Genomic DNA, 860 nt, shown 5'->3' with positions numbered 1-860 from the left:
GGTCAGCCGCCCATTCATCAAACAGATAAATTTGTCTATCTTCTAAATATGCTGTCAGCAAAGCTAATTGTTCTGCTTGTGCCTTAGATAATCAATGCATATTTCTACTTTTTCAACAACTTCTTTTGGTTTGACTATTGTTAGTTTCCTACTATTCATCCTGTGTATATCGGCTGTCTTGTATTACTGCTATGGAATTTACGCAGCAATTGAGTTCTTTTCCCATCAAAGACAGATCGATCCGGACTTCCACCCACCCATTACTATCCTCAAGCCAATTTGTGGTCTTGACATGGATACTTACGAAAACTTTGCTTCATTTTGCCAACAAGACTACCCAGAGTACCAAATCATTTTTAGTGTTCGCGCTACTAATGATCCTAGTGTGCAAATTGTCAAGAAAATTATCAATGACTTCCCAGAAATTGATATTAGTCTGGTCATCAGCGATCGCACGATTGGTACTAATTTGAAAGTTAGTAATTTAGCGAACGCAGAAGTCGAAGCCAAGTCTTCGCTTCTGCTGCTTGCAGATAGCGATGTTCGCGTCGGACCAGATTATTTGAGGCGAGTTATCCAGCCGATGTGTGATCCAGCTGTGGGTGTTGTTACTTGTTTGTACCGTCCACACGTTCGCGGGTGGGTGGCAATCTTTGAAGCTCTCGGGATATCCACTGAGTATCATGCTAATGTATTAGTTGCCAGGGGAGTGGAGGGAATGAAATTTGCCCTCGGTCCAACCATTGCCATTCGCAAAAGTGCGCTGGAAGGAATCGGAGGATTTCTGGCAATTGCTGATTATCTGGCAGACGATTTCCAACTTGGCTACCTACCCACACAAGCAGGCTACAAGGTAGTAC

1 protein-coding gene is annotated in these 860 nt (G+C 43.1%); it reads left to right on the top strand.

All coding sequences use genetic code 11. The annotated features are described in order from the left end of the window. Positions 1-94: 94 nt before the first annotated feature. Positions 95-860, top strand: a 766-nt coding sequence (locus AC5590_RS02400; protein ID WP_169269025.1) for a glycosyltransferase, incomplete at its 3' end; no start/stop codon positions are given.

This window comes from Brasilonema octagenarum UFV-OR1 (assembly GCF_963888615.1).
GTDB lineage: Bacteria > Cyanobacteriota > Cyanobacteriia > Cyanobacteriales > Nostocaceae > Brasilonema > Brasilonema sennae.
The sequence above is the reverse complement of the archived record's forward strand: the minus strand, read 5'-3'. Positions and strand labels throughout refer to the sequence as shown.